Source organism: Ensifer sp. GW101-20A05, assembly GCF_059424735.1.
In genome coordinates, this window is sequence record NZ_JBWKZT010000009.1 from 150,612 (window position 1) to 171,653 (window position 21,042).

The 21,042-nt window shown below is 62.9% G+C and carries 18 protein-coding genes and 1 pseudogene; 5 read left to right on the top strand and 14 right to left on the bottom strand.

Annotated features, from left to right (window positions below; all coding sequences use genetic code 11):
* From hutH to AC070A_RS22040, 10 genes are all read right to left on the bottom strand, one after another.
* Window positions 1–1,536, bottom strand: a complete 1,536-nt coding sequence (hutH, locus tag AC070A_RS21995; protein ID WP_218373257.1) for a histidine ammonia-lyase — start codon at window positions 1,534–1,536, stop codon at window positions 1–3.
* Window positions 1,533–2,777: an imidazolonepropionase gene (gene hutI / locus AC070A_RS22000; protein ID WP_218373256.1), complete on the bottom strand. Its 1,245-nt coding sequence runs from the start codon at window positions 2,775–2,777 to the stop codon at window positions 1,533–1,535. The genes hutH and hutI overlap by 4 nt, the downstream gene beginning before the upstream one ends.
* A gap of 320 nt (window positions 2,778–3,097) precedes the next feature.
* Window positions 3,098–3,685 (bottom strand): phosphonate metabolism protein/1,5-bisphosphokinase (PRPP-forming) PhnN, encoded by a 588-nt coding sequence (gene phnN, locus AC070A_RS22005; RefSeq protein WP_112996966.1) that lies wholly within the window; start codon window positions 3,683–3,685, stop codon window positions 3,098–3,100.
* Window positions 3,682–4,821, bottom strand: coding sequence for an alpha-D-ribose 1-methylphosphonate 5-triphosphate diphosphatase (locus tag AC070A_RS22010; protein ID WP_112996967.1), 1,140 nt, complete (start codon window positions 4,819–4,821; stop codon window positions 3,682–3,684). Before AC070A_RS22010 ends, phnN begins: the two co-directional genes overlap by 4 nt.
* Before the next feature lies 1 nt (window position 4,822).
* The gene (locus AC070A_RS22015) at window positions 4,823–5,530 is read right to left on the bottom strand and encodes a DUF1045 domain-containing protein (RefSeq protein WP_112997022.1); all 708 of its coding nucleotides are present in this window, start codon (window positions 5,528–5,530) and stop codon (window positions 4,823–4,825) included.
* Window positions 5,531–5,657: 127 nt separating this feature from the next.
* Window positions 5,658–7,175 (bottom strand): phosphonate ABC transporter, permease protein PhnE, encoded by a 1,518-nt coding sequence (gene phnE / locus AC070A_RS22020; protein ID WP_492383922.1) that lies wholly within the window; start codon window positions 7,173–7,175, stop codon window positions 5,658–5,660.
* 9 nt (window positions 7,176–7,184) lie between these two features.
* Window positions 7,185–8,147: a phosphonate ABC transporter, permease protein PhnE gene (phnE, locus tag AC070A_RS22025; protein WP_492383923.1), complete on the bottom strand. Its 963-nt coding sequence runs from the start codon at window positions 8,145–8,147 to the stop codon at window positions 7,185–7,187.
* Window positions 8,148–8,328: 181 nt separating this feature from the next.
* A complete protein-coding gene (gene phnD / locus AC070A_RS22030) occupies window positions 8,329–9,234 on the bottom strand; it encodes a phosphonate ABC transporter substrate-binding protein (RefSeq protein WP_057249149.1) in 906 nt (301 codons plus the stop codon).
* Window positions 9,235–9,320: 86 nt separating this feature from the next.
* Complete coding sequence (gene phnC / locus AC070A_RS22035; RefSeq protein ID WP_492383924.1) at window positions 9,321–10,163, bottom strand: phosphonate ABC transporter ATP-binding protein; 843 nt, start codon at window positions 10,161–10,163, stop codon at window positions 9,321–9,323.
* A 262-nt stretch (window positions 10,164–10,425) separates the two neighbouring features.
* Window positions 10,426–10,803 carry a YciI family protein gene (locus AC070A_RS22040; RefSeq protein WP_112996972.1) on the bottom strand — a complete coding sequence of 126 codons (378 nt, stop codon included), beginning with the start codon at window positions 10,801–10,803 and terminating at the stop codon, window positions 10,426–10,428.
* Between the two features lie 423 nt (window positions 10,804–11,226).
* On the opposite strand from AC070A_RS22040, the gene AC070A_RS22045 reads away from it, so the two are divergent.
* From AC070A_RS22045 to AC070A_RS22055, 3 genes and pseudogenes are all read left to right on the top strand, one after another.
* Window positions 11,227–12,054: a transporter substrate-binding domain-containing protein gene (locus tag AC070A_RS22045; RefSeq protein ID WP_112996973.1), complete on the top strand. Its 828-nt coding sequence runs from the start codon at window positions 11,227–11,229 to the stop codon at window positions 12,052–12,054.
* 72 nt (window positions 12,055–12,126) lie between these two features.
* Window positions 12,127–13,403 (top strand): annotated as a pseudogene (locus AC070A_RS22050) (NAD(P)/FAD-dependent oxidoreductase).
* A 17-nt stretch (window positions 13,404–13,420) separates the two neighbouring features.
* Window positions 13,421–14,392 (top strand): amino acid ABC transporter permease, encoded by a 972-nt coding sequence (locus tag AC070A_RS22055; protein ID WP_057249268.1) that lies wholly within the window; start codon window positions 13,421–13,423, stop codon window positions 14,390–14,392.
* A 101-nt stretch (window positions 14,393–14,493) separates the two neighbouring features.
* On the opposite strand, the gene AC070A_RS22060 is transcribed toward AC070A_RS22055, so the two are convergent.
* The gene (locus tag AC070A_RS22060) at window positions 14,494–15,306 is read right to left on the bottom strand and encodes a PfkB family carbohydrate kinase (RefSeq protein WP_218373246.1); all 813 of its coding nucleotides are present in this window, start codon (window positions 15,304–15,306) and stop codon (window positions 14,494–14,496) included.
* Between the two features lie 84 nt (window positions 15,307–15,390).
* A complete protein-coding gene (locus AC070A_RS22065; RefSeq protein ID WP_492383925.1) occupies window positions 15,391–16,404 on the bottom strand; it encodes an SIS domain-containing protein in 1,014 nt (337 codons plus the stop codon).
* 239 nt (window positions 16,405–16,643) lie between these two features.
* Between AC070A_RS22065 and AC070A_RS22070 the strand changes: the two genes are divergently transcribed.
* Window positions 16,644–17,375 carry a GntR family transcriptional regulator gene (locus AC070A_RS22070; protein WP_057249142.1) on the top strand — a complete coding sequence of 244 codons (732 nt, stop codon included), beginning with the start codon at window positions 16,644–16,646 and terminating at the stop codon, window positions 17,373–17,375.
* Window positions 17,376–17,444: 69 nt separating this feature from the next.
* On the opposite strand, the gene AC070A_RS22075 is transcribed toward AC070A_RS22070, so the two are convergent.
* The gene (locus AC070A_RS22075; RefSeq protein ID WP_492383926.1) at window positions 17,445–18,572 is read right to left on the bottom strand and encodes an NAD(P)/FAD-dependent oxidoreductase; all 1,128 of its coding nucleotides are present in this window, start codon (window positions 18,570–18,572) and stop codon (window positions 17,445–17,447) included.
* 95 nt (window positions 18,573–18,667) lie between these two features.
* On the bottom strand, window positions 18,668–19,621 hold the full coding sequence (locus AC070A_RS22080) for a LysR family transcriptional regulator (protein ID WP_057249140.1): 954 nt from the start codon (window positions 19,619–19,621) through the stop codon (window positions 18,668–18,670).
* Window positions 19,622–19,849: 228 nt separating this feature from the next.
* On the opposite strand from AC070A_RS22080, the gene AC070A_RS22085 reads away from it, so the two are divergent.
* Window positions 19,850–21,037, top strand: coding sequence for an acyl-CoA dehydrogenase (locus tag AC070A_RS22085; RefSeq protein ID WP_057249139.1), 1,188 nt, complete (start codon window positions 19,850–19,852; stop codon window positions 21,035–21,037).
* The last annotated feature ends 5 nt before the right edge of the window (window positions 21,038–21,042 follow it).

A 21,042-nucleotide genomic window follows, 5' to 3' on the forward strand; every position in this document is an offset into this window, starting at 1 on the left:
TTAACCCTCCAGGCCAGGCAGGATGCCGGCGGAGATCGCGGCGTTCAGGCGGCCGGAGGCGACGAGATCGCCGGCGGCCTTGAGGTCGTTGGCCATGTAGCGATCTTCCTCGATCGTCAGAGAGACGGCGCGAAGTGCCGCGGCTGCCTTCTGCAGCTCGGGGCTCGTCTTCAGCGGCGCGCGGAACTCGACGCCCTGGACCGCGGTCAGGGCTTCGATGCCGACGATCGAGAACAGGTTTTCGGTCATCTGCAGCAGGCGGCGGGCGCCGTGGCAGGCCATCGAGACGTGGTCTTCCTGGTTGGCCGAAGTCGGTGTCGAGTCGACCGAGGCCGGGTGCGAGAGCTGTTTGTTCTCCGACATCAGCGCAGCGGAGGTGACCTCGGCGATCATCAGGCCGGAGTTGAGGCCCGGCTTTTTCGCAAGGAAGGCCGGCAGGCCGTAGGAAAGGGCAGGGTCGACGAGCAGCGCGATGCGGCGCTGCGAGATCGCGCCGATCTCGCAGACGGCGAGCGCGATCTGGTCGGCGGCAAACGCAACCGGTTCGGCGTGGAAGTTGCCGCCGGAGACGACGGAATTGTCCGAAAGGACCAGCGGGTTATCGGTGACGGCGTTCGCTTCGATCTCGAGCACGCGCGCGACCGAGCGCAGGAGATCGAGGCAGGCGCCATCGACCTGCGGCTGGCAGCGGATGCAATAGGGGTCCTGTACGCGCTCGTCGCCTTCGATATGGCTTTCGCGGATCGCGGAGCCGGCAAGCAAAGTGCGCAATGTGGCGGCCGTATCGATCTGGCCGCGATGACCACGCAGCTTGTGGATGTCGGGGTGGAAGGGGGCGGACGAACCCATGGCGGCGTCGGTCGACATAGCGCCGGTGATCAGTGCTGCCTGCGCGGCGCGGTGGGCGCGGAAGAGACCGGCAAGCGCCAGCGCCGTCGAGGTCTGGGTGCCGTTGATCAGAGCCAGGCCCTCCTTAGCGGCAAGGATCACCGGTTTGAGGCCGGCAGCAGCGAGCGCCTCGGCGCCGGACATGCGGCGCCCTTCGAAGAAGGCTTCGCCATGGCCCATCATCACGGCTGCCATATGGGCGAGCGGTGCGAGGTCGCCGGAAGCACCAACCGAGCCCTTCTCGGGAATGACCGGGACTACGCCCTTTTCGAGCATGGCTTCGATCAGACGCACGAGTTCGAGGCGGACGCCGGAGGCGCCGCGACCGAGCGAGACGAGCTTCAGCGACAGGATGAGGCGCACGACGTTTTCTGCGAGCGGCTCGCCGACGCCACAGCAATGCGACAGGATCAGATTGCGCTGCAGCGTTGCGACATCGGCGCTGTCGATCTTGATCGAGGCGAGTTTGCCGAAGCCGGTGTTGATGCCGTAGACCGGGGCATTGCCGGCGACGATTTCGGCGATGCGGCCGGCCGCCTTCTTGATTCCGGCGTCAAAGGACGGGTCGAGACGAGCCGGCTCGCCGGTCCAGTAGATGGTTTCGAGGTCGCGAAGGGGCACGGAGCCCGGGTGTAGAATGATGGTCATTGACCGATCCTTTGCCCTCTGAAGATACGTTCATGAAGTGGGTTGAAGCCGATGCGGTAGACGAGCTCGGCGGGATCCTCGATGTTCCAGAGCGCGAGATCGGCCGACTTGCCGACCTCGATGGTTCCGGTGTCCGCAAGCAGGCCGAGGGCGCGCGCGGCTTCGCGCGTTGTGCCGGCCAGGCATTCGGCTACCGTCAGCCGGAAGAACGTCGCCGACATGTTCATGGTGAGAAGCAGCGAGGTCAGCGGCGAAGTGCCGGGGTTGCAATCGGTGGCGATCGCGATCCGTGCGCCGGCGTCGCGCAGCGCCTGAACCGGCGGCAGGCGCTCTTCGCGGAGTGCATAGAACGCACCGGGGAGCAGGACGGCAACCGTGCCTGATTTGGCAAGGGCTGCGGCGCCTTCGGCGTCGAGATATTCGAGATGGTCGGCCGAGAGCGCACCATAGGTTGCCGCGAGCTTGGCGCCGCCGAGATTGGAAAGCTGTTCTGCGTGCAGCTTGACCGGCAGGCCCAGTGCCTTGGCGCGGTCGAAGACACGGGCGATCTCGGCGGTCGAGAAGGCAATGCCCTCGCAGAAACCGTCGACCGCATCGACCAGCCCTTCGGCGTGCGCCGCATCGAGGCCGGGCAGGACGACGTCGGTGATGTAGTCGCCGTTGCGGCCCTTGTAGTCTGCCGGCGTCGCATGCGCGGCGAGGTAGCTGGTGACGACGCGGACCGGGCGGAGCGTTTCGAGCTTGCGCGCGGCGCGCAGCATATTGAGCTCAGCCGTCACATTGAGCCCGTAACCGGACTTGATTTCGACCGTCGAAACACCTTCGGAAAGAAGCGTGTCGAGCCGTGGCAGAGCGCTTTCTACGAGTTGGTTGACGCTCAGCGCATTGGTCGCCTTCACCGAGGAAACGATGCCACCGCCGGCCCGTGCGATCTCTTCATATGTGGCGCCTTCGAGCCGCATCTGGAACTCGCGGGCGCGGTTGCCGCCGTGCACGAGATGCGTATGGCAATCGATCAGAGCCGGCGCCATCACGCGGCCTTCGCAGTCAACCGTTTCGAGGCGGCCTGCGAGGTTGGCCGGCAGATCGCGATCGGGACCCGCAAAAGCGATCCGCCCATCGACGACAGCAACGGCCGCATTCTCGACAAGCCCAAGTCCTTCGGCGGCTTCGCTCAGCGTCACAAGGCGCGTGTTGCGCCAAACGCCGGATGCCTGCTTGCGGGTCGAGATATCGTTCATGAGGTCGCCTCCACTGGATATAATGTATATACATATTAATTCGCTCCACAAGAGGAAAATCGTGTGGCGGGAGGAAAAGGACAGGGCGGAAAGGCTAAGAAAAGAGGCGCGGCGTTGTTCAAAAATATGAGCAAGCGGCTTCAACAAATTGATTCTGTGAGCAACTTCTGTGCGATGTGCTTCCGAAGTGCGAGAACGCAAAAAAAGCCCCGAAACCGGAATTTCGGGGCTCGTGTCAATCGATCGTCAGAAAAGATATCCGGCCGAGAGCCCTGCCATGTCGATTCGAGAGGCGAAGCCGACGGTACCGCTCGCCCCCGTCAGGCGGCGTGGTCCGCCTTGATGCGCAATCGTTCCACCAGGTCGACGAAGCGGGTGCCGGCGATGTCGAGCCTGCCGCTATTATCGATGACGCTCACGCCGGGCCCCGACGTGACATCGGGGGCCTGGCGGCTCAGCCGTCGCAGGACTTCTTCCTCGCTCTCGCGGCCGCGTTCTGCAAGCCGCTTGGCCAGAACCGGTGCCTCGGCGGTGATGACGACGACGGCGATGTCGCCAAACGCTTCCCGGAACGCCGGCAGGGCGCCGCGGCTGCCGTTGACGATAGCGGTCATGCCGTTCCGCACATTTTCGAGCACCACGGAGGGGATGCCGTATTTGAGGCCATGCGCGTCCCAGAAGACGGCGAAGGCGCCGTCCTTCTGCATGTCGACGAATTCGTCTTCGGACACGCTTTCATGCACCTCGCCGCCGGCATCCGACGGACGGGTGATGACACGCCGGACGAAATGCACGTCGTGACAGTCGGCAAAATGCCGGGCGGCAAAGCCCATGACGCTGTCCTTGCCGGCACCGCTCGGTCCGACAACGACGACGAGTGCGCCTGCACCCTGTTCGCTCGCGCTCATGCGACACGCCGTCCTTCGCGCCAGACGGAGCGCACGACCGGAATGCCTTGCCTGCGGTGGACGCGGGCGATGTCGGCGCGCAGGCCGACTGCGACGCGGCCGCGGTCGTCAAGGCCGACGGTACGGGCCGGTGTCGAGGTCACCATCGCGATCGCCTTCGGCAGGTCGATGGCTTCGACTTCGTCGGAAAGAACGAAGGGCGCGTGGATCAGGCTGAAGGGCACATAGTCCGACGACAGCACGTCGAGCACGCCACATTCCGCCAGGTCGCGGGCGGCGATGTTGCCGGAGTGCGACTTGCCGCGAACGATGTTCGGCGCGCCCATGAGCACGCTCAGGCCCGCGCGGTGCGACGCTTCGGCGGCTTCGAAGCTTGTCGGGAATTCGGCAAGCTTGATGCCGAAGCCGACCGATTCTTCGACGTGGTCGACGGTCGCGTCGTCATGGCTGGCAATCGTGATGCCGCGGGCCGCGCAGGCCTCAGCCAGCGCAGTGCGGTGCGGGCCGGCATATTTCGCCGAAAGCGCCTGCTGACGCTCGACGAAGCGGGCGAATTCCGCGTCGGAAAGGCCGCGCTTGGATTTGTAGTAGAGCGTGTACTGGTCCATCGTCTGGAACTGACGCTGGCCGGGCGCGTGGTCCATCAGCGAGACGAGCTTGACCTGTGGGTCGTTCCGGAAGTCCTCGTAGTGATCGAGCACGTCGGAGGTGGAGACCTCGCAGCGCAGGTGGATCAAGTGGTCGGCGCGCAGCCGACCTTCTTCCTTGGCCTGCGCCAGCGCGTCGGCCATGCTGCGCATCTCGCCCTTCTGGAAGCCGCCATCTTCGTCGGAGCCGAGCCGAAGGCAGTCGAAGACCGTGGTGATGCCCGAGGTGACGACCTGCGCGTCATGCGCCTGGATCGCCGCGATCTTCAGCCAGCGCACGCCCGGGCGCGGCGAATAGTGGGCCTCGAGGTGATCGGTGTGCAGTTCAATGAGGCCCGGAATGAGGTAGTCGCCTTCGAAGTCCTCGCCGCTGGCGACCGTCCCCGCGGAGATATCGGCAATCTTGCCGTCGCGGATCAGCACCGAACCGTCGAGGATACTGTCCTCAAGGACGATGCGGGCGTTGGTCAAAACCTGTTCTTTGCTCATCTCATGCGATCTTTCGTTGGGTGTCGCTGCCGAGCGGCAGCAGGGAGCGGACAGTAAAGGGGGCGCCGCGCTCCGGTTCGACGAAGAGCGCGACTGACGTTACGTGAAGTGGCTTGCCGATGTGCTCGGCAAAGGTGGTTTCGAGCGCCGAGCTCATGATGCCGCTGGTTTCGGCAGGGACCGGTCCGGTCAAAGTCAGATGGAACTGAAATTCTTCGAATACATAGGGATAGCCCCATTCCCTCAGGTAACGCCTCTGGCGTTCCGGGAGGCTCTGCGGCTTGCGCCGGGCGAAGTCCATCTCCGACAGAGGCGCACGGAACGGGTCGAAGCGGTGAACGGCATCTTCGGCCAGATCCTGCAGTTCGGCAGAGGGAGCGGACGGCACCAGGGCAAAAAAAGGACCGAGCTGGTGCAGGACGATTTCAGGGATTTCGAAGGGATCGAGGTCAGCGGCGAAGCATTCGAAGATGCTGAGGAGTTCGTCTTCGTCGCGGCCCTCGGCAAGCTCGAAGGGTGCCTTCAGCGTTCCGTGAAAACCGTAGCGTCGCGGGTCTGCTGTCAGTGTGCGTTGCGTCGCTTCGTCGATCCCGGCGATCGTCGGAAGAGCAAGATCCTGGCCGGTAAAGGCGTCACGGCCAAGCCAACGGGACGCGGTCTGCGACAGCCGGTCGTCCGCCGGCGGCGCGAAGTAGATTGCATAACGCACGGTCTTCACTTTCTTGTAGCGACCGGCCCGCCGGGGAGGCGGGTCGATTGTTTGCGGGATGCGATGCGCAGCTAGCCGATTTCCATGACAACATCATGATGGCGGACGCGCAAATGCTTGGCTGTCGTCAATGTGCCCTGCGACCCATCAGGCGTGAACGGCACGCGTTCGAGATGCTGTCGAAAATAAAGACAACCAGCAAGATCAGAAGCACCATGTAGGCGACATTTTCCCAATCGGAATTGGTGCGCATTGCTTCCCAGAGCTTGAGACCGATACCGCCCGCGCCGACGGCGCCGATGATCGTCGCCGAACGGGTGTTCGATTCCCAGAAATAAAGCGCCTGGCTCGCAAAGACCGGCAACACCTGCGGCAGCACGCCGAAGCGCTGTACGGCAAGCGGCGCAGCACCCACCGACTTGACGCCTTCGCGCTGCTTGTCGTCGATGTTTTCCAGCGCCTCGGAATAGAGCTTCCCGAGCGTGCCGGTGTCGGTGAAGAAGATCGCCGAGATACCGGCAAGCGGTCCGGGGCCGAAGGCGCGGGTAAAAAACAGCGCCCAGATAAACATGTCCACCGATCGCAGGAAGTCGAAGAAGCGCTTGACCAATTGGTTGGTCATGAAGCTCGGCGTAATGTTGCGCGCCGCGAGGAAGCAGAGCGGGAAGGCGATCAGCGATGCAAAGAGTGTGCCGACGAAGGCCATGACGACGGTCTGCAGGAGCTTCGTCCAGACATCCAGATGCTGCCACTCGGCGTTGTAGAGGATGTTGTTCCAGGCAAGCGAAAGGTTCGAGCGGGCCGGATCGATGCGCTCGCCGGATATGATGAGCGAGGCGACCTCGCCGTAGCTCTTGCCGAAGAAGGGCGAGTTGGTGTCGAAGAGGAAGTTCGCCCAGCCGAAGAAGCGATTGCGGATAGAAACCTCGTCACCTTCGACTTCGGCCCAGCCGGTGGCGCCGAATGCAAGCACGATCTTCTCGCCTGGACGCTTCTGCGTCGCCCAGGTGGGCAGCGTGCCCTGCGGCATCACCCTGTCGGCGCCATCGACGGCCATCACCAGGGTCTCGCCTCCATGGGTCGCCTTGACCAGGCTGTCGGCGATCTCGATCCTGGTTGAGCGGTCATAGGTCACGACGACTCGGGTCAGGACTTCTTCCGTGCGGGTTTCGACGCGGTTTTGAGCTTCGGCCGTGGTGGTGCCGCCGAGTGCTGAACCGGGCGTCATGAAGCTGAAGGACGAGCTTGCCTTCGGCTTTGCCGCCTGCGTCGTCGACGCCGGAATTTCCACGCGGCGCGTCACCGTCTCCTTGTCGAGTTCCACCCAATCCGGATCGGGATTGGGCCCGAGCGGCGAATTGCGCTGATAGTTGAGGCTCATTGTCCGGTCGGAGGCGATGTGGATCTCGGGCCGCACCTCGTAGGAGACCCAGTCGGCGAGATAAGTGCCGGCGATACCCCAGTTGGCGTTGCCAAGCACCTGACCGATCGAGAAGAACCACCAGCTGAAGATGAGATAGACGACAATGCCGCCGGCGATCGTTGCCGTGCGTACACGCTTGGAGGTCGAGGATTTCAGGAGCTCGGGATGGCGGGCCGCGATCGCGTCCATCTCCATCGGGCTCAGTCGTGTGGTCGTGGTCATAGCGCGCACCTACTGGGCAAGCTGGAAGGCCTGTTCGCCGACGAGGCGACGGCGAAGCCAGGCGGAAAACTGGTCGACGGCGAAAATGGTCGCGAACAGCAGGATGACGATCGCAAGCGTTTTCGCCTGGTGGCCCTGGCCGATCGAAAGGCGCAGCAGCTCGCCGATGCCGCCGCCACCAACGGCGCCGATGATGGTCGAGGCGCGCACGTTGATTTCGAGGCGCAGCAGGAAGTAGCTGGTGAAGTTGGGCAGCACCTGCGGCACCATGCCGAACCAGACGCGCTCGATCCAGTTGCCGCCCGCGGCACGCAGGCCCTCATCTGCTTTCATGTCGGCGTTTTCGACCACTTCGTAGAAGAGCTTGCCGAGCGCACCGACCGTGTGGATCGAGACCGCGGCGATCGCGGGAATGGGGCCGAGCGAGAGGATGGCAAGGAAGAAGCCGGCAATCACCACTTCCGGAAAGGCGCGCAGGATCTCCATGATCCGGCGAACGGTACCGCGGATCCACGGATTGGGCATCAGGTTGCGCGCTGCGAAGAAGCAGAGCACGAAACCGAGTGCCGTGCCGATGATCGTCGAGAAGATCGCGATGTTCACGGTCTCCAGCATCTTGTGCACGTATTCGGGGATATAGAAGCTGTCGGTCAGGTACAGCCGGCCGTCCGGGTAGTTGTATTTGAAGCTGCCGTCGTCATAGGGCGAGGGCAGGTCGAACATGGCACGGAAGATTTCCAGCCCGTCACGCGGTGCGAGATCGCCGACGAAGTCGAAGAAATGCGGCAGGCGATCGAAGAACTTGCCGGCGTTGGAATCGTTGGCGAACCAGAGCGAGCCCGAGAGCGCCAGGAAGAGGATGCCGAAGCCGAGCCAGGAGTAAAGCCGGCGGCGGGAACTCAGTTCCTGCCAATGGCGCTCGATGACGGCGCCGTTGTCGCTCAGATTCCGCGGGAGCAGGGAAGTTGCCATGACCGTTCCGGCTCGCGCCGGCCTCTATGGCATTTCAAGGAAAAGCACGAAGCGGCTTTCCGTCAGGAAATGCGTGAAAACAAAGCGGTAGGGTATGATTGAAGGGCTGGTGTCGAGCACCCCTTCAAACAGTGAAACGCTGGCCGTTTGGGCGGCCAGCGTTCCCGGAAGATGCGGTCTATCAGCCGCCGATCGTTGCCTTGCGGGCGTCGATGATCGGCTTGTAGAAATCGGAGTTGACTTCGGTGTAGCCGGTGAAGTCACCGCCCTGGATGGCCGAGAAGCAGGCAGCGTCGGTCTTCGGCAGGTCGACCATGAACTGCTTGAACTTCACCTTCATGTCGTCGTTCATCGAGGTGCGCACGACGATCGGGCCGTTCGGGATCAGCGGCGACTTCCAGAGCTCGACGAGGTCGTTCATGTCGAGGATGCCCTTGTCGACCATCTTCTTCAGGTTGCCCGAGGTGTAGCCGTCCTTGAATTCGCCGACGCCCGAGCCGAAGGTCGTGCCGGCATCGAAGGTGCCCTTGACGACTTCGAGAACGAGGTTTTCGTGACCGCCGCCGAAGCCGGTTTCACCGAAGAATTCCTTGACCGGCGCGCCGATCGCTTCCGGCAGGGTGACGAGCGGGACGAGGTAGCCCGAGGTCGAGTCCGGATCGGCGAAGCCGAGCTTCTTGCCCTTCAGGTCTTCGAGCTTGGTGATGCCGGAATCCTTGCGGGCAACCATGATCGAGTGGTAGCCGGTCGAACCGTCGGTCTGAACGGTCGTCAGGATCGGCTCGACGGCATCAGCCTTGGCGAGGTAGATCTTGGCATAGCCGGAAGCGCCGAGCTCGGCGTAGTCGAGCGTGCCACCGAGCAGGCCCTGGATAACGCCGTCATAGTCGGCAGCCGGGAACAGCGAGACCTTCTCGACGCCGATGGCAGCCGGCAGCTTGTCGACGAGGCACTGGAAGTTGCGCAGGCGGTCGGCTTCGTTTTCGCCGCCGAGAATGCCGATGCGGAATTCCTTGAGGTCTTCAGCCTGGGCGTGGCCGACGAGGGCGAGGAGCGCGACGGCGCCCAGAAGAGCTTTCTTCAGCATAAGGTTCTCCCGTGTGTCCGGCTTGACCGGATCCTATTCGGTTTCAAAGAGGTGCCCTTGACGCGGGCTTTCGATCCTGGCGGGCGTCAGATGCCGGCCAGTGCCAGCGGCTTGAGGCCGGTCGATGCCGTTTCTTCCTGCGGTTCGGCCGCCGGAATGTTGATGCTGGTGGAGGTCATCGACTCCTCGATGCCCGTGTCGGCGCCGTAGATCTCGGCAACCGCTGCCGCCGTCAGATCCTTGGGCTGGCCGTCGAAGACGACGCGGCCATGCGCCATGCCGATGATGCGTTCGCAATAGTTGCGCGCGGTATCGAGGGTGTGGAGATTGGTGATGACCGTGATGCCGTCGCGTTCGTTGATGTCGCGCAGTGCGTCCATGACGATCTTGGCGTTCAGCGGGTCGAGCGAGGCGATCGGCTCGTCGGCGAGCAGAACCTTCGGCTGTTGCATCAGCGCGCGGGCGATCGCGACGCGCTGCTGCTGGCCGCCGGAGAGCGTGCCTGCGGGCTGAAGTGCGGTCTGTTCGATGCCGAGGCGCTCGAGCGCGCCGATCGCCATGATGCGTTCTTCGCGGGTGAACATGTTGAGGATGCTGAGCACCGTCGAGCGGTGATTGAGGCGACCGAGCAAAACGTTGGTGAGTACGTCGAGGCGCGGCACCAGGTTGAACTGCTGAAAGATCATGGCACAGTCGCGCTGCCAGTTGCGCAGTGCAGCGCCGCGAAGTGACGACACTTCCGCGCTGTCATAGACGATCGAGCCTGAAGACAGGTCGACGAGGCGATTGATCATGCGCAGCAGCGTCGACTTGCCGGCACCCGAGCGGCCGATCACGCCGACCATCTGACCCTGCGGGATGTCGAAGGTAACCGAACTTACGGCTGTCTTCTTGCCGAACTGGCGGGTTACACTCTTCAACTGAAACATTTCTAGCAGGTCCTCTTTCGGGGAGACCGGTCATCGGTGTGACACCTGCCATATCGGCGCTTCATGAAAGCGAAATGTCAGTTTGTTGTAAGTTCTGTTACAGTTCACACCCGCGCGGGCTGGGTTAATCAAAAGTGAAGGACATCGCGCCGGTGGGTGCCCGATTGGCCACCTCCCGCACGATTGCAGCTTGAGATTCGGCTGGATCGAGGGCGGTCGCCTGATCGCGTCCTTGCACAGTACCGCCGTGCGATTCCTGGCTCTACGGTCCAGGCTCCAAGGTCGCCCCCGGAACATAGAGCGCGATCGGTCGGATCTCGTAGATCGCGGTGGGATTGCTGCGCCGCAGGTCGCGTGCCGCTGCGATTGCTGCGTCGAGCGTCGGAAAGTCCACGACGTAGAGGCCAAGGAGATGCTCTTTGGTTTCAGCGAAGGGGCCGTCCGTGACGATGCCTTCGCCCTTGCCCCTCAGCGTCACCGCTCCCTCAGCGGGGCCGAGCCGCGCGGCCGGTCCGAATGATTTCTGCTGAACGAAGCGATCATGCACCTGGAGTAGATCGGACATCAGGGCCGCATCCTCCTCCTCGCTCCAGGATTCGACGACGCCTGCCGTGTGATAAGCCAAGATCGCATAATACATGAACCGTCCTCCCGGACGTATTCCTGTCAGGTTTCGCCGATGGCTTCAATCGGTGTGGCGAGGTTCATGGGTTCAACGCTACACTCTAAATCAGCCTCAGGATGCTGCGACCCACGATAGGCCCGGGCGTCAGTCCGGGAACTGCGCCTTTGAGTTCGCGCGCCGGACTGCCGCGTTGTCCTGTACTTGTCCGAAGTCGGAGCCGGGGATGCCCCGGTGCCTCTTGCCGGTATGAAGGCGCTTCGGTGCAGGAGCGTGCTTAATTGGCTCATTCATCACGAAGACACATGGTCCCATCACTTCGTTTCATGGGGCGGATGCGCTTCCGCCCTTGACTCGTCTTTATCGATCTTTTCTAACTTATGTTGTCAGACATCTTACATAAACGGGAACCCATTGCTGACGTTCAAACAGGAGGAATGCGTGAGGAAACTGGTTCTACAGCTCGCCGTCGGCGCTGCCGCGCTGGCGCTTGCCACCGCCGCGCAGGCAGGCGAGACGCTCGACCGTGTCATGAGCAAGAAGGCCATGGTGGTCGCCACCAATAGCGGGTGGCCACCGCAGAGCTATCTCGACGACAGTAACCAGCTGGTCGGCTTCGACATCGATGTCTCCCGCGAGATCGGCAAGCGCCTTGGCGTCGAGGTCAGCTTCGAGACGCCGGACTGGGCGACCTTGACCGGCGGCCGCTGGCAGGGACGTTATGACGTCGGCGTCGGCTCCGTCACCCCCACCAAGGCACGCGCCCAGGTCATCGACTTTGCCGGCATCTATTACTACAGCCCCTATGTCTACGTGTTGCACAAGGACAGTGAGGCGAAGTCTGTCACCGACCTGAACGGCAAGGTCGTCGGCGTTGAAACGGCCACGACATCGGAAGATTTCATTCGCCGGCAGTTGGAAATCGACGCGCCGGGGCTTCCGCCGATCGAATACAAGCTGGAGCCGGGCGAAATCCGCACCTTTGCCGACTCCATGCTTCCCTTCGACGACCTGCGCCTCGGCAATGGCGTGCGCCTTGATGCGGTCATCGCGCCGGAACAGACCGCGCTGAACGCCATCAAGAACGGTTATCCGCTCAAGGTCCTTGACGGCGAGTACGCGTTCAAGGAGCCGCTCGTCGTGATCGCGGAAAAGACCGACCCCGAGTGGACGAAGAAGATCGGCGATCTCATCGACGAGATGAAGAAAGACGGCACGCTCGCGAGCTTTACCACCAAGTGGTACGGCAAGGACTACAGCGCCGACTGAGTTGGACAAGTCTGTGCGGCGGCAGTTCATGCCGCCCGCAACCCTTATTCGCTGTCTGCAGGGCGAGAGAACATGTCCTATCCCGATACCTACTACAAAAACACGATGGTCGACCGGAAGGTCAGACCAGTGCTTTCGGAAACCATCGAATGTGACACGGTCGTTGTCGGCGGTGGGCTTGCTGGTCTGACAACGGCGCTTCAGCTTGCACGCGCCGGGCAGTCGGTTGTGGTGCTCGAGGCCGAGAGTGTCGGCTTCGGGGCTTCCGGTCGAAATGGCGGCTTCGTCAGCCCCGGTTTTGCGACCGGTGGCGAGAATATTGCTCGACTGGCCGGTGCCGAAGGTGCACGGCAGATCCACCGCCTGTCGATCGAAGGCGTGGATTTCGTTCGGGATACGATCGCGGCGCTGAAGATCGAGAGCGCGCAAGCGCAGCCCGGCATCACCAGCGTGCTGCGCTACGACGACGACGGCAGTTTGAAGGCACATGCCGACGCGATGCGCCAAAACCACGGGTACGAATTGGAATACTTCGACACCGAGCACATTCGCGCGGTGCTGAAGTCGAAGCGCTATTTCCAGGGTCTGCGCGACCCCAAGGCCTTCCACATGCACCCGCTCAACTACCTTCGTGCGGTGGCAGAAGAGATCGAGCGGCTGGGTGGGCAGATCTACGAGGGCTCGGCGGCAACGGCGAGCACGCTCGATGGGGCCGAGAAGACGGTGTCGACCGCCCGCGGCCGCGTCAAGGCACGCCAGGTCGTCTTCACGACCGGTGGCTACACCGGCGCGCTCAACGGCTGCAGCGGGCGTTCCTGCCGATCGCCACCTATGTGATGCTGAGCGAAGAGGCGCCGGATCTGATCCGTTCGGCCATCGCCACCCGCGACGCGATCGGCGACAACCGCCGCGCCGGAGACTATTACCGGCTGGTGGATGGAGGCAAACGACTGCTTTGGGGCGGGCGGATCACCACGCGGGCAGCTTCGCCGGCGGCCCTTGCGGCCGAATTGCGGCGCGAGATGACGGGCACCTATCCGCAACTCAAGGAACTGAAGACCGAGCTCGCCTGGTCTGGGCTGATGTCCTATGCACGCCACCTGATGCCCCAGATCGGCGAGATGCGGCCGGGAGTCTGGCATTGCACCGCCTTTGGCGGCCACGGGCTCAACACCACGGCGATCGGCGGCAAGCTGGTGGCCGAAGGCATTCTCGAACAGTCCGACCGCTACAAGCTCTTCCGGCCGTTCGGTCTGGTCTGGGCCGGCGGCTATGCCGGGCTGGCGGTTGCTCAACTCACCTACTGGAAACTGCAGGCACAGGACTGGTGGCGCGAGCGCGCGGCCTGAACGCCGGAGATTTTGAGATGATTGGTCGTCTGATACTGACTTATCCGGATGTCGCGCGACGGTCCGGCATGTTTCTCATGCTGGCGCTCGTCACGCTGGCGATCTACGGGCTCGGCATCAGCCCTGCCTGGATCGGGCATCTGCTGCCGACTTCGGCAGGGTGGCTGGAAGCCAATCCAGCGCTCGGCCGGTTGGTCAGTGCCTTGCTGGTCGCGCTGATCGCGGTAGCGAACTGGAAGGCTTTGCGGCAATTGCCGCGTAGCGGACAGGTGATCGGCGTCTGGGTCGAGCTCTTCGTCCTGCTGATGCTGTTTTTCTACTCGTTCGATCTGTCCTTCGCCTTCATCGCCAAGAAGATCGGCTACCTGGTCTCCCAGGGCGTCGTCACGACGCTCTATATCTCGGTTATCTCGATCGCGATCGCCACCCTCATCGCGCTGGTCGGGGCAATTGCGAAGCTGTCGAAGAACGGCGTGATCTACGGTCTCGCGACCTTCTACACCTCGCTCTTCCGCGGTCTGCCGTTGTTGATGCAGATCTACATCATCTACCTCGGCCTGCCGCAGGTCGGCTACGTCATCGGCGCGGTGCCGGCGGGCATCCTGGCGCTGTCGCTCTGCTATGGCGCCTATATGACAGAGATCTTCCGGGCCGGCATCGAGAGCATCCCGCGCGGCCAGACGGAAGGGGCGACCGCACTCGGCCTTAGCCCGAGCCAGACAATGGCGCTGGTGATCATGCCGCAGGCGATGCGCGTCATCGTCCCGCCGACTGGCAACCAGTTCATCGCCATGCTGAAGGACTCTTCGCTCGTCTCCGTCGTCGGCGTCTGGGAGATCATGTATCTCGCCCGCACTCAAGGCCAGACCGAGTTCCGGCACATCGAGATGCTGATCACCGCCTCGATGATCTACTGGATCCTGTCGATCGGTCTTGAGTTCCTGCAGTCTCGTGTCGAGGCCCGCTTCGGGCGCTTCGATGTCCGCTGAGTACGGTGCGCACGCGAATTTCTTGGGGTGGAAAGCCTGAAGACGCCCGCCATTTACCGGGCCCGTTGTTGAACTGGGTCGGGTGAGGCGGGCTCGTCTTGTTACAGAGTGTGCGGCTGTTGCGGAAACCCGCCGACATGGGTGCAGGTGCGCGCAGCGAGGTCGCGCCCGGCCTCCAGCCGCTTGATCAACGGGCGGCCTTGAAGGTGAGCCAGAATGAACCCGGCGATAAAGCTGTCGCCCGCGCCGGTGGTATCGACGACATCCACAGGACGGCTGCCGGTCGATACCAGTTCGGTTCCGTCGCTTGCGAGCGAGCCGAGGGCGCCTCGCGTGACGACGGCCAGCTTAGCACCGCGAGAGAGGAAGCCATCAGCCAAGCGTTCTGCGTCCTGAACACCGTCGCCGCCGGACCCGAAGGCGATGTTGAGGCCCTCCACGCCGAGGTCGGCGGGGGCGGCGTTGACGGAGACATCCTGCGAGACGCTGACACCCGCGGCTGCAAGTGCCCGGCGCAGCGCGCCGCCGTCGTCGAGCCAGCCGATATGCACGTGATCCATGGTCTTCAGGAGAGCGAGGTCGTCCGCGTCGGGTCGGTAACCGGCACAGGCGCCGAAATCCTCATAGAGGAAGACACGGTCGCCATCCGGCGTGATGCCGATGTCGGTATAGGCGGTGTTGACGTCACGCTCCTTGAGGCCGTCAAGCCGCACGCCGTTCTGCTCGAGAAGCTGCCGCACCTGTGCGCCGTCGCGGTCACGACCGACGGCGCCGAAGTAGAAAGATTGGTGTCCGAGAAGCGCCGACTGCACGGCGACATTGATCGCGTTACCACCGACATAGGTTTCCCCGACCGGCGCCTGGAAACGGTCGATGCAATTGTCGCCGACGGCAGCAAGGCGGAAAGTGGTCATAGCGTCTCCTGGCGGCCGCATGGAAAGGTCGCGAACGCGTTTTCGCATCCGCGACCGTCGGGCGAACGATTACGTCTCGAATGCTCAGTAGGCAACGCGCTTGTAGTAGCGCCGCGTTGTCAGCGGGTGATTGCGCATGACCTCGAGGTGGGCACTGATGCGCTCGAGCACTGTTGCAAGCACGATCGGCGAGACGAGACCGCGCACGTCGGGAGAGAGGCCGGGGAGGGAGAACTCCGTCGTGTCGAGCACGGTGAGCTTGCTCGTGTAACCGGGCACGAAGTTCTGAACGCGTTCGGCGAGCGGACGCATCGCATCTTCGCCCTTGAACAGGATGACGCTGACATCCTGTTCCACCAGTTCGAGCGTTCCGTGGAAAAAGTCTGAGGCATGCACCGGACGGGTGCGGATCCACTGCATCTCCTCGAGAATGCACATGCCGTAGTAGAAGGCTTCCGGCCACACGTTACCGGCGCCGGTGATGATGTGGTAGTTGGAGCCGGCAAGAACCTTCGCGAAATCCTCTGCTCGGGGTTCGAAGCTTCGCTTCACCTCCAGCAGCGCCTGCGGCAGGGTTTCGAGTTCACCCACAATCCGCTCGTAATTTTCGAGTTCCCCGCGGTGGCGCATGATCGAAAGCGCAATGAACAGCGATTGCAGAAAGAAGGACTCGCAGGAGGTGTCGTCTTCGGCGAAATTGACGAAGACGTGGTCTCCGCCTTGGCCGAGTGGCGTGTCCCGATGCCCGACCAGCGTCAATACCGTCGCGCCAACCGCTTTTGCCTTCTCGAGCAGCGCCACGCTTTCCTTCGTGGTGCCGGAGAGGGAGGGAATGACCACGATGGACCTGGAATTCAGGTTTGCCGATCCGGAAAGGACGAGCTCTGCCGGCATGTCGATAAAGGTGGTAAAGCGGGACTGGCGCTGAAGAAGCTGGGCTGCCGGCTGCATCAGGATGGCGGCGCCTCCCGTTCCCGTGAAAAAGATGTTCTCCGCGCCGGCGGCGAGACAGGCCGAGATGGTGGTGTCCAGTTGCTGGCGCAGTGCGCCAGCGCCCGACTGGATGCGAAGAAATCTCTGTTCGTCGAAGTTCAGCATGACACGCTTTCCCGGTGATTGCCTCGGTCGGCGGTCATGGCGTCCGCCGTTCTCCTTAATGTTGTAAGACAACTGACAACAATGCGAAGCGGTGTCAAGAGAGATATCTCGCCAGCACCGCTGCACCTCGCGATGCACGCCGAGTAGCAGCGAAAATCCGGTTGGCCGGAGGCGCACTTGACCTTCCAGAATTTGTCAGACAAGAACATCCTTGTGATTGTTCAACGGAGTGAGAGGAATTGGACGAACCCCTTCGTGATACGCGCACACTGGTCATTCAGCTCCGCGACCGCATCGCGGATCTGATTCGCGACGAAGGGCTCAATCCCGGCGACAAACTGCCAACCGAGGCGCAGTTGACGCAGCGCTTCAAGATCTCGCGTCCGGCGCTGCGCGAAGCGCTGAAGCTGCTCGAGCAGGACAGCATCATCTATGTCGAGCACGGCCGGGGACGGTTCGTCTCGGCGATGTCCGCCGTGCAGGTCGATCGCCCGATCACGGTCTTCGAAAGCGTCACGGACATGGCCAGGCACTATGGCTACGCCACGGCCAACAAGGTTCTTTCGGTGGCGGAGGAAGCACCCGACGCCACCACAGCTGAGCAGTTGCGGCTGCAGCCGGGCGAGCGGGTGATCCGTCTCGAACGGCTGCGGCTGCACAAGGACGAGCCGATCCTCTATTGCGTCGACTTCATCCCACGCAGCATCATCCCGTTGCGCCTTTATGATGTCGATTGGACCGGTTCACTGCTCGATCTGCTGGACCAGCACAGGAGCAGGCCCAGGATGTCGGCCGCGATCGTCTCCGCCGTCATGCTTCCCGATGATGTGGTGGAGCGCAACGACCTGCGCGATTTCGGGCCGGCACTGCTGATCCGCGAGACCTGTTTCAATGCGGCCGGCTTGCCGGTGGTCTACGCGCTCGACTATCACCGCGGCAGCCATTTTTCCTTCAGCCTGGCGCGCAAGTGATCCGGCCGACGGTCTAGACTTGTCGGCAAATGGTCCGTGAACGGTGTCGGGCGGCGGCGAGCGGCCGTGTCACTTCTCCAGGCGTGTCGGGCTGAACTTCGAGGGATCGAGACCGACCGCCTCGAAGCCGTCCGGTGTTGTGGTACCGATGACGAGGTTCGCGGCGAGTGCGCCGAGCGCCGGTGAGGTCAGAATGCCATAGCCGCCCTGGCCGGCGAGCCAGAAGAAATCCGGTCGGTCGCGGGCAAAGCCGATGACCGGCAACTTGTCGGGCGAGAAGCTGCGCATGCCGGCCCAGCTCTTGAAGATGCGGCGAACCGGTACGGTCGTTGCCTCTTCGATGTAGTGCGCCGCCCAGGCGACGTCGATTTCCTCGGGCTGGACGTCGGCCGGCTCGCAAGGGGTGGCGTCGGCGGGCGAGGCGAGCAGCCGCCCACCCTCGGGCTTCATGTAGAAGTCTTCATCGATCTCGTTGATCTCCGGCAAGGTGAGCGCATCGATGCCTTCGGGGAGATCGACGGTGATCGCCGTGCGGCGATGCGGCACGATACCGACGGGGGCGACGCCGAACAGGTCCGCAACCGGATCGGCCCAACCGCCGGCGGCATTGACGATCGTCTTTGCGCCGACATCGCCGGCACTGGTCGTGAGCACCCAGCGATCGCCATCCCGACGTGGCGCCAGTACGTCCGAGCGTTCGACGATCGTGGCGCCATGCCGGCGGGCGCCCCTGACGTAACCCTGAACGAGGTTCTCGACTTCGATGTCCCAGAAATGCGGATCGTAATAGGCCGCGGCAACGTAGTCCCGCCGGAGAATAGGCACCCGTGCGATAACTTCGTCGACGGTCAGCCTTTGGATCTCGGCATTGGCGCGACTTTCCTCGGCGAAGACCTCTTCGAAGCGATCAGCCTTCTCGGCGTTGGCGATTATGACGCCGCCGCGCTGCTTGAGCAGCGCCACTTCGGAAAACCCCTCAGGCGGTTTGTCGAAGAAGGACTTGGAGATGGCCGCGAGCGCACAGACTTCCGGCGTGTTGTAGCGCAGCACGAATTCTGCGGCCGAGCGGCCGGTGCTGTGATAGCCGAGCCCTTCCTCCCGCTCGATCACCACCACGGAGCGATGTGGTGCCAGGAAATAGGCGAGTGACAGGCCGGCGATCCCGCCGCCAATGATCGCCACATCGTAGTCCCGCATGTCCTGCCTCCATTGGTTGTTGGCGGGACCATAGGCAAGCTGCCATCCGCGTTCAAATTTATAACCGGAAAGGTGGCTATCAATTCTGATGATGGTCAGGCTATCTCGTCGAGACAGTGGTCGAGGGGCTCGGTATCGGCGACATGGGAAAGAAAAGCAGCTTCCGCCGGATTGAGGATCGCGTTCGGGTTGGAAATGCGAAAGACGTCGGTCGTCGGCAGGTCGGTGTAGGGCGGCAACTGCCAGAGTTCGCCCTCTGCAACGGCTGGCGCCGCCAGGTGGTCGGGCAGCATGCCGATGCCGACATTGGAGGCGATCAGCCGCATCACCTCTTCGACATTGCAGGAGACGGCGCGGACCTGCTGGCCGAAAGACCCGACGGCACGCACCGCGGTCACCGAGTTCATGTGCTGCCCGCCAAGCACGTCGGCGATGAAGGCGATATAGGGATTGCCCCTGAGATCGTTGAAGTCGACGCCTTGAACGCCGAACAGCGGATGATCGCGGCCGCAGTAGAGCGCGTAGCGTTCGCGTACATGGAAGCGTTTGTTGAGCCAGTCGGGTATGTTGCCGTCGCAAAGGCCGATGGTCGCGACGTTTCGCTCGACGGCGCTTAGAACGTCCACCGTCGTCGCGACGGTGACCGATAGCGTCACCTTTGGGTGCAGACGGAAGAAACTTTCGAGCTTGCGGTCCCAGGCAGGGTTGTGGGCGTGGCTGACGGAGTGGATGTTGAGGTGGCCGGTGATCTCTTCGCCGGCAATCTCCAGAACGTTCGGCAGCCGGATCACGGCGGCGAAGATATCGCGGCATTGGGCATGCAGGCGGGCGCCGGCATCCGTCAGGTTGAAGCGCCCGGGGCGGCGGTCGATGAGCTTCTGGCCAACGGTCTGCTCCAATCGCTTCAACGCCATGCTGACAGCCGGCTGCTGCAGGAGCAGACGGTTTGCGGCGGCCGTGATGCTGCCTTCCTCGACCAGCACGACGAAGGTGCGCAGCAGATTCCAGTCGAGATTGTGGGCGAAGCGTTCGAGGCGGTCATTGGCCATGGTCGTGGCTTGCTTTGATCTCTGGCGTTGCACTGGCCATTCGCTCCACGGTGGTGGCCCGAAGGACTTGAGTTCTTGTCGTCATATTTCAGCGATTTTGCAACACGGGGTGCTCCCGGTCGGACGCGGGGCCATTCCCTGAACGCATGAGGCGGTGCCTCAATTTCGTTTGAAACGGCATGCACCCCTTGCGATAACATGAGCCGAATAATCCGATGGGAGAGAAACATGGCCGGCAAGACGCAATTTCAATGGGATGATCCGTTCCTCCTCGAAGATCAGTTGACCGAGGACGAACGTATGATCCGCGACACCGCGCGGGCCTATGCGCAAGACCGGCTGCAGCCGCGCGTCATTGACGCCTATCGCGAAGAATCGACCGATCCGGAGATCTTCCGCGAGATGGGCGAGCTCGGCCTGCTCGGCGTGACGGTCTCCGATACCTATGGCGGCGTCGGCGCTTCTTACGTCGCCTACGGCCTTGTCGCCCGCGAAGTCGAGCGCGTCGACAGCGGCTACCGCTCGATGATGAGCGTGCAGTCTTCGCTGGTGATCTACCCGATCTATGCCTATGGCTCTGAAGAGCAGAAGCAGAAGTATCTCCCGAAGCTCATCAGCGGCGAGTGGATCGGCTGCTTCGGCCTGACCGAGCCGGATGCCGGCTCGGACCCGGCCGGCATGAAGACCCGCGCCATCAAGACCGAGAGCGGCTACCGCCTCGTCGGCTCGAAGATGTGGATCTCCAACGCGCCGCTCGCCGATGTTTTCGTCGTCTGGGCGAAGTCGGAAGCCCATGGCGGCGCTATCCGCGGCTTCGTGCTCGAAAAGGGCATGAAGGGTCTTTCGGCGCCGAAGATTGCCGGCAAGCTGTCGCTGCGGGCCTCGATCACCGGCGAAATCGTCATGGACAATGTCGAGGTCGGCGAAGACGCGCTTCTGCCAAACGTCGAGGGCCTGAAGGGTCCGTTCGGCTGCCTCAACCGCGCCCGCTACGGCATTTCCTGGGGTGCGCTCGGTGCCGCCGAGTTCTGCTGGCATGCCGCGCGCCAGTATGGCCTCGACCGCAAGCAGTTCAACCGTCCGCTGGCACAGACGCAGCTCTTCCAGAAGAAGCTTGCCGACATGCAGACGGAGATCACGCTCGGCCTGCAGGGCTCGCTGCGTGTCGGCCGCCTGATGGACGAGGGCCGCATGGCCCCGGAAATGATCTCCATCGTCAAGCGCAACAATTGCGGCAAGGCGCTCGATATCGCCCGAATGGCCCGCGACATGCATGGCGGCAACGGCATCTCCGAGGAATACCAGGTCATGCGCCACATGGTGAACCTCGAGACCGTCAACACCTACGAGGGTACGCATGACGTCCATGCGCTGATCCTCGGCCGCGCCCAGACCGGCCTCCAGGCCTTCTTCTGAGCGGC